Source organism: Rhizobium sp. BK289 (genome assembly GCF_014193575.1).
Taxonomy (GTDB): domain Bacteria; phylum Pseudomonadota; class Alphaproteobacteria; order Rhizobiales; family Rhizobiaceae; genus Rhizobium; species Rhizobium tropici_C.
The window spans coordinates 21,786-27,785 of sequence record NZ_JACHZO010000029.1 but is presented as its reverse complement, the minus strand read 5'-3'; the positions used below and the strand labels follow the sequence as shown (position 1 = coordinate 27,785).

Sequence of the window (6,000 nt, the reverse complement as noted above, 5' to 3'; positions counted from 1 at the left end):
CCAGGTCCGATGAGGCCCGAAATATAGACCGGGCACATCTGCCGCCGCTTCTTGTGACCAAGCTTCTCGACGAACGGCTTCAGCCAATCTGCCAGTGCAACATCCAGTTCCGACATCTCGCGCACCCCTGTGAAAGTGCCCAAGATGGCCCATTATCGTAAACAGCCGGTTAATCTGCCAAAGTAGTGCTAAGCACAGTAACTAAAATAGTGTCTAACATCGGTGGAACAACCGCCGTTTTCATCGACGAGCCGGAGGTAAGTCTCCATCCGGCGTGGCAAACAAGATACGTGCCCTCACTGCTAACAACCTTGAAAAGCAGCCCATCCACACATGTTGTGATAGCCACACACTCACATTTTTTAGTCGCTGATCTGCATCCTAAGAATGGCTCACTCACGATAGCAAAATCCGGAAAAACACCATCGTTCGCAGCCTATGACGGGGAGGTCTTTGGTCGATCTCCTGACAACATTCTCTATCGCGTCTTCGGTATTGGGTCGGCGGGAAACCGATACGTCGAGCATGACTTGAAGCTCGCGCTTCAGATGATCTCAGGTATTGGCGAGCTAAATGAGCCAGCTCTTAGAGGGATATACGCCCGGCTACTACCGCTGGCTGCCCCTGACAACGTGGCACTCTCTGAGATACTCTCTTCAATCGCCACTTATCTGGAAAATCGCGGCAATGCTCAAGATCGTTGAAGCAGCAACAATATCTGCCGACGTACAAACGGCGCTTGATACGATTCCTGCAGCTGAACGCAAAAACCAATGGCCTCGTGCAACGAACGCAATAAAGGCGTTCAAGAGGACTGTTAAGCAACACGGCATGGCCGTACAAAACGCGAAGTGCGTATGGTGCGAATCCAAAGTTGGCTTCTCTGGAAGGCGCTCGGCGCATAGGGACCACATTGCGCCGAAGGATTTGTACTCGGCTTGGACCTTTGAACCATACAATATTGCCCTCTCATGTGAGTACTGCAATGGGTTCGAAATCAAAAAGGATCTCGACACAATAGCTGTGCCCGCTCCAGCGTATGCGGATAGCCAATTTCATATTGTGCATCCCTACTTCGACAACCCGGAGGAGCATATTGGCTTTGTGCATGAGGATGCACGAATTGTCATGAAGAGCCTGTCGCCAAAAGGAATTTGGACCATAGATAAAATGCATCTAGACAGTCCATCGGCTACCGCGAACAGGGCGCTGGAGGCAGTTTTGAAAGATATTGCTTTACCTGCACATCTTGCTACTCTTATCGAGCAAGCAATGGAAGCACTCTAGATAATCCCCCGCCCGACACCTCCCTGCCCGTCATCTCGCGCAGGCCGATCTCCAAAACAATCCGCCGCGCCGCCTGCGGCGTCACGTCCAGCGTCTTGGCCACCATGCAGGCCGACGCCAACGGTTTTGCCACGACGAGCTCGACCAGCTCCGGCAGTTTTGACGAAGTGCGGCGCCCCTCCAGTTTCCGATCCATTAGTTTTCGCGCCAGCGCCAGCCGGTCATGCCCCTTCATGCCGATCTCAGCGACCGCAATCAGCCGTGCGCGATTGCAAGAAGCCGGGTCGCGCAATCGCTGTGGGCGGCGCCGATCTTTCAGGCCAAGATTGATCGCCGCCAGATGGGCGCCTTTGGTGATGCCGGCCTCGCGCAGGATGGATACACAAAACGACCGGCCAAGCCAGGGCGAATGCCACAGGACCGATAATTCGTTCCAAGCATTGAGGGCGAGGATCACCTGTAGCACCGGCGGCAGGTTTGAGGCCTGCCGCAGCATGTCCCGCCATTCGTCGGATCGGCATCCTCGTCCCAGTCGAGATCATAGACGAGTGGGTCCTTTTCGGCCGCGGCGCTAGCGCCGACATGGCTGGGCCATGTCGCATTCTCGATCGCCGGATCCGATCGGGCCAGCACCGCATCAATGGCGGCATAGTCGACGCCGGGCAGATTTCTCGCGTATTCACCATCATCTCCCTTCCCTTCCCGCGCGACCATTTTGACGGGTCCTGTGCCAGGGCCAGTCGTGATGCTGTCAGAACCGTCAGATGGTCCAGGCCATGCCTGGGTTTGTCGCAAGGATGGGATACCGTCTATTGATAATGACCAATCCGGGGACTGCGCAGCAATGCGCCGGCGGGTAGGAAGGACGTCGCGGGCAATGGTCAGTTCGTGGGTCGGGGTGCGAATATTCTCGGTGGCGTCGTGGAGGACGGGGTCTTCGAGATGGATGAGCTGGCCGTCGATCCACAGCGAGGCGCAGGCGTCGTCGAATTGCGCCCTTTCGATAAAGCCAGCGCCGACCGACAAGGGAACGCTATGCTCGTCGAGCCGCACCAGCACAAAATCTGCCTTTGCCTCCGAGGCAGCGTGAGATTTCCCGCTTTCCGTTTCATTAACCATATGAATTAACGCTGTTCTTTTGCCATGGTGAATCGAAATCTGCGTTTGCTTCCGTTGCTCGGACGGTGGTTTTCTGAGGCAATAACCATCGATAGGTATCAAGTATCGATAGTGAGGCGTACACACGACTTGTACGCGAACATTCACGATGCTACTGTAGCTTCAAAAGCCATTATCGGAGCGCACAATGCCTCAGACCAGCTACAAGATCAGCGAAGCGCGCAAGAATTTCGCCGAGGTGCTCGAACGAGCCAACCAGGGTGAGGAAATTGTTATCATGCGCGGCAATGAAGTCTATGCCCGCATCGGCCCGGCCGACGGTGGTAAACGCCCGTTCGGCCTGCTGCGCCAGCGTGGCTTGCCGGATAACCTCTTCGACGATGTCGACACTGAGCAGGCGGCGATCGACGCCGGCGACTTCAACGACGATGTCGGCATCTGGCAGGGCGGGCCAGCCGGGCGCGAGCCCAAGCCATGAAGGTGCTGCTCGACAGCCACGCCGTCTACTGGTGGACGATCGGCAGCCACCGGCTGTCCGGCACGGCCCAGGCACTGATCGAGGACAAGGCCAACACTGTCCTCGTCAGCGCCGTCTCCTTCTACGAGCTCGACAACAAGATGCGCCTCAAAAAGCTAGACCTGAAGCCGCAGGAATTGCGTGCCGCGGTCACCGCCAGCGGTTTGCAGACGCTCGCCATCAGCGATCTGCATGCCGAGCTGGCGGCCAGCTTCGACTGGGATCACCGCGATCCCTGGGATCGCATTCTCGCCGCCCAGACACGGCTGGAGCACTGCACCTTCTTGTCGCTGGACGTGGCTTTCGACACTGTGCTGCACGAACGGGTCTGGTGAGGGGCAATAGCGATGAAGATTTTTGCGGATATTCTGGAAGCAGCGGAACGATTCGAAGAGCTGGTGGACCTCGCCCGGCGCAATGACGAGATCGTCATCTGCCGTGCCGGGCAGCCTATCGCCGTCCTCACGGCGCTCCCGAAGCAGGGCCAGAGCGCGGTGGATGATTTTCTTGCGCTGGCAGCCGCGGGCCGCCCGGCAAACGGTGATCAGACGTCGAACCACGACGATCTCTATGACGAGCACGGACTGCCGAAATGAGCGGCGCGTCATCAACTTCGGCTGAAAGGCGCGTCGAGGAGCTCGATGCGCTCGACGCCATCCTGCCCTCTGATCGCCGCGATCAGCTGGCAACCCTACTGACGGACGAGGACGTCGCCACCCTCAAGCATCTGGCCAAGGAGGGCATGGGCGCCAATACCCTTCGCGCCCTTGCCTCCGATCTCGGCTATCTCGAAGCCTGGTGCGAGCTCGCCACCGGCGCGCCCCTCCCCTGGCCGGCACCGGAGAGCCTCTTGCTGAAATTCGTCGCTCACCATCTCTGGGACCCGGTCGAACGTGTTGAGGATCCTTCCCACGGCATGCCGGATGACGTTGAGATGGGATTACGTGCCAAGGGCCTGCTGCGTGTCGATGGCCCGCATGCGCCTGACACCGTGCGCCGGCGGCTGACCTCCTGGTCGATCCTGACGCGCTGGCGCGGGCTGACAGGATCATTTACCGCCCCTTCCCTGAAATCTGCGCTCCGGCTGGCCGTGAGGGCCAGCTCTCGGCCAAGGCGGCGCAAGAGCAAACGGGCCGTCACCGGTGATGTCCTGGCAAAGCTGCTGGCCACTTGTGCCGGCGATCGGCTGGCCGACGTCCGCGATCGGGCCCTGCTGATGACCGCCTTTGCCTCCGGCGGTCGCCGGCGCTCCGAGGTCGCCGACCTGCGCGTCGAGGATCTGACCGACGAGGAACCGGTGCATGCCGATCCGAGGAATGCCTCCTCCCCTCTCCTGCCGTGTCTCACCATCAATCTCGGCCGCACCAAGACGACGACGGCTGAAGACCGAGTACATGTCATTCTGATCGGCCGGCCGGTGGGGGCGCTCAAGCAGTGGCTTGCGGAGGCCAGGATCGACACCGGACCGGTGTTCCGGCGCATCGATCAATGGGGCAATATTGATCGGCGAGCACTGACGCCGCAGTCGGTCAATCTGATCCTGAAAACCCGATGCAAGCAGGCCGGTTTGGACCCGGAGGTGTTTTCGGCGCATGGACTACGATCGGGGTATCTAACCGAGGCGGCCAATCGCGGCATCCCCCTGCAGGAAGCCATGCAGCAGTCGCTGCACAAGTCGGTCCCGCAGGCGGCAGGTTATTATAGCAACGCCGACCGGAAGAATGGGCGGGCCGCGCGTCTGGCAATGTAGCCGAAACTGACCAGCCTTTCGGCATCCTTATGGCCGCATCAATATTTTCTTCCGCTGACCGGGCAAACAACTCCACCACATTATGGGAGTGGGCAGATATCTACTGTGCTGCACCATCAGGACAAAGCCGCGCCGCCTGCCCCTGCTCTGTAAGTAGTTCAACCGCCTTTTTATCGAACGAAACGAAGGTTTCGCCACCTAGCCAATTGCCCTCATAGGCCATGATACCGTCGGCAAAATCTCCGCCGGCCTCAAGGATCGCAAGCCCGGCCTCGACAGCCGGTCGGTTCATGACCACATTTCCGGCATCCAGCAAATCGCGGATCGTCACGGCGACATCTTCTTTCGACAGCTTCGCCCCCCGGCGCAGTATCCAAACCAATTCACACATGCATGGCAGGGAAACCGCGATGAGCGAGGCCTCTCTCAGGAGCTTGCTCGCGGCGCGGCCTTGCTCTGCATCGTCCTGCAAAACGGCACGAGCCAGCACATTTGTATCGACGGAGATTTTCATTCGTCACCCGCCCAACCAGCGGCGGCAAGCTCATTCATTTCCTCAATCGTTATCGGCTTTTTAACCTTGCCCGCATGCCGGCCGATGAAGGTATCAATCGTTCCAGTGGGCTTTGCAGCTTTCACCCGAAGCTCGCCGCCAGGCAGTTTGTCAAAGTCAATGCGTTCGCCCGGCTTGATGCCGAGGTGCTGCAGTAAATCCCGCTTTAATGTGACCTGCCCTTTCATCGTTACCGTTAGGGAAGTCATAAGGACACTCCTTTTCGCTGAGTACTATGAGATAGTAATTAAAATTCACATTACCAGCAAGCAAATCAAGAACCTTCCTGGCCAGCGTCCCAGCCTCGACCAATATGCCGCGTGGGCCGGGTGCTTGCTCACGCGATTAGAAACTTCCGGGCCGATAATTCCCATCCCGCTCCCTCCTCTTAGCGTCGCTGCCTGCCAACAACGGCGCTCCCGTGTCTTCCCATGAGGTGGCAAGTTTTCGGCATTTCGGCCGCAGAGGCCTACGGACAAGCGTTTCACTCCCAATGTGAGTAACCGCTAGCATCGCCCGCAAAACGCGCAGTTTGGAATTCCAGTTTGGTCCTAAAACACGCTTAAAACTGGTCGTTTTCTCATGGAAAAATCCAGGAACACCGCCCCATCCTTCATCGTGTCAGTGTCCGAACAGTGTCTTGTCCACCTAGCCAGCATATCCCCGAGCTTGAAGTGAGAACCTGGGCCTGCGCCTCGACCTTGTCCTTGCTGAAAGGTGTTACCGTCTAGCGATGCCATCGCGGGCATGAGGCCTAAGTCCGTACTTGGTCGC

Annotated in this window: 9 protein-coding genes; 5 read left to right on the top strand and 4 right to left on the bottom strand. The window is 58.2% G+C overall.

Annotated elements, in window-relative coordinates:
- The first annotated feature begins 573 nt into the window (after positions 1-573).
- Complete coding sequence (locus tag FHT84_RS30730; RefSeq protein WP_246781526.1) at positions 574-1,287, top strand: hypothetical protein; 714 nt, start codon at positions 574-576, stop codon at positions 1,285-1,287.
- Here the strand turns inward: FHT84_RS30730 and FHT84_RS31745 are convergent.
- Both FHT84_RS31745 and FHT84_RS31740 read right to left on the bottom strand, forming a co-directional pair.
- Positions 1,259-1,783: a DUF1612 domain-containing protein gene (locus FHT84_RS31745; protein WP_281411520.1), complete on the bottom strand. Its 525-nt coding sequence runs from the start codon at positions 1,781-1,783 to the stop codon at positions 1,259-1,261. The two genes, FHT84_RS30730 and FHT84_RS31745, sit on opposite strands and share 29 nt — an antisense overlap.
- Complete coding sequence (locus FHT84_RS31740) at positions 1,741-2,508, bottom strand: hypothetical protein (RefSeq protein ID WP_281411519.1); 768 nt, start codon at positions 2,506-2,508, stop codon at positions 1,741-1,743. The genes FHT84_RS31745 and FHT84_RS31740 overlap by 43 nt, the downstream gene beginning before the upstream one ends.
- Positions 2,509-2,593: 85 nt before the next feature.
- Between FHT84_RS31740 and FHT84_RS30720 the strand changes: the two genes are divergently transcribed.
- The 4 genes from FHT84_RS30720 to FHT84_RS30705 are packed head-to-tail and all read left to right on the top strand — an operon-like array spanning position 2,594 to position 4,673.
- Positions 2,594-2,884 (top strand): type II toxin-antitoxin system prevent-host-death family antitoxin, encoded by a 291-nt coding sequence (locus tag FHT84_RS30720; protein ID WP_112345264.1) that lies wholly within the window; start codon positions 2,594-2,596, stop codon positions 2,882-2,884.
- Positions 2,881-3,258, top strand: coding sequence for a PIN domain-containing protein (locus FHT84_RS30715; protein ID WP_112345263.1), 378 nt, complete (start codon positions 2,881-2,883; stop codon positions 3,256-3,258). The genes FHT84_RS30720 and FHT84_RS30715 overlap by 4 nt, the downstream gene beginning before the upstream one ends.
- 12 nt (positions 3,259-3,270) lie before the next feature.
- A complete protein-coding gene (locus tag FHT84_RS30710; protein ID WP_112345262.1) occupies positions 3,271-3,519 on the top strand; it encodes a prevent-host-death family protein in 249 nt (82 codons plus the stop codon).
- Positions 3,516-4,673 (top strand): site-specific integrase, encoded by a 1,158-nt coding sequence (locus FHT84_RS30705; RefSeq protein WP_112345261.1) that lies wholly within the window; start codon positions 3,516-3,518, stop codon positions 4,671-4,673. The genes FHT84_RS30710 and FHT84_RS30705 overlap by 4 nt, the downstream gene beginning before the upstream one ends.
- Before the next feature lie 100 nt (positions 4,674-4,773).
- On the opposite strand, the gene FHT84_RS30700 is transcribed toward FHT84_RS30705, so the two are convergent.
- Together FHT84_RS30700 and FHT84_RS30695 are read right to left on the bottom strand one after the other, a co-directional pair.
- On the bottom strand, positions 4,774-5,187 hold the full coding sequence (locus FHT84_RS30700; protein WP_112345260.1) for a type II toxin-antitoxin system VapC family toxin: 414 nt from the start codon (positions 5,185-5,187) through the stop codon (positions 4,774-4,776).
- Positions 5,184-5,435 carry an AbrB/MazE/SpoVT family DNA-binding domain-containing protein gene (locus FHT84_RS30695; protein ID WP_112345259.1) on the bottom strand — a complete coding sequence of 84 codons (252 nt, stop codon included), beginning with the start codon at positions 5,433-5,435 and terminating at the stop codon, positions 5,184-5,186. The genes FHT84_RS30700 and FHT84_RS30695 overlap by 4 nt, the downstream gene beginning before the upstream one ends.
- Positions 5,436-6,000 lie beyond the last annotated feature (565 nt).

Coding starts and splice junctions, on each gene's coding strand:
- FHT84_RS30710 (WP_112345262.1), top strand. CDS start 3,271: ATGAAGATTTTTGCGGATATTCTGGAAGCAGCGGAACGATTCGAAGAG.
- FHT84_RS31745 (WP_281411520.1), bottom strand. CDS start 1,783: ATGCTGCGGCAGGCCTCAAACCTGCCGCCGGTGCTACAGGTGATCCTC.
- FHT84_RS30730 (WP_246781526.1), top strand. CDS start 574: ATGAGCCAGCTCTTAGAGGGATATACGCCCGGCTACTACCGCTGGCTG.
- FHT84_RS30695 (WP_112345259.1), bottom strand. CDS start 5,435: ATGACTTCCCTAACGGTAACGATGAAAGGGCAGGTCACATTAAAGCGG.
- FHT84_RS30705 (WP_112345261.1), top strand. CDS start 3,516: ATGAGCGGCGCGTCATCAACTTCGGCTGAAAGGCGCGTCGAGGAGCTC.
- FHT84_RS30720 (WP_112345264.1), top strand. CDS start 2,594: ATGCCTCAGACCAGCTACAAGATCAGCGAAGCGCGCAAGAATTTCGCC.
- FHT84_RS30700 (WP_112345260.1), bottom strand. CDS start 5,187: ATGAAAATCTCCGTCGATACAAATGTGCTGGCTCGTGCCGTTTTGCAG.
- FHT84_RS30715 (WP_112345263.1), top strand. CDS start 2,881: ATGAAGGTGCTGCTCGACAGCCACGCCGTCTACTGGTGGACGATCGGC.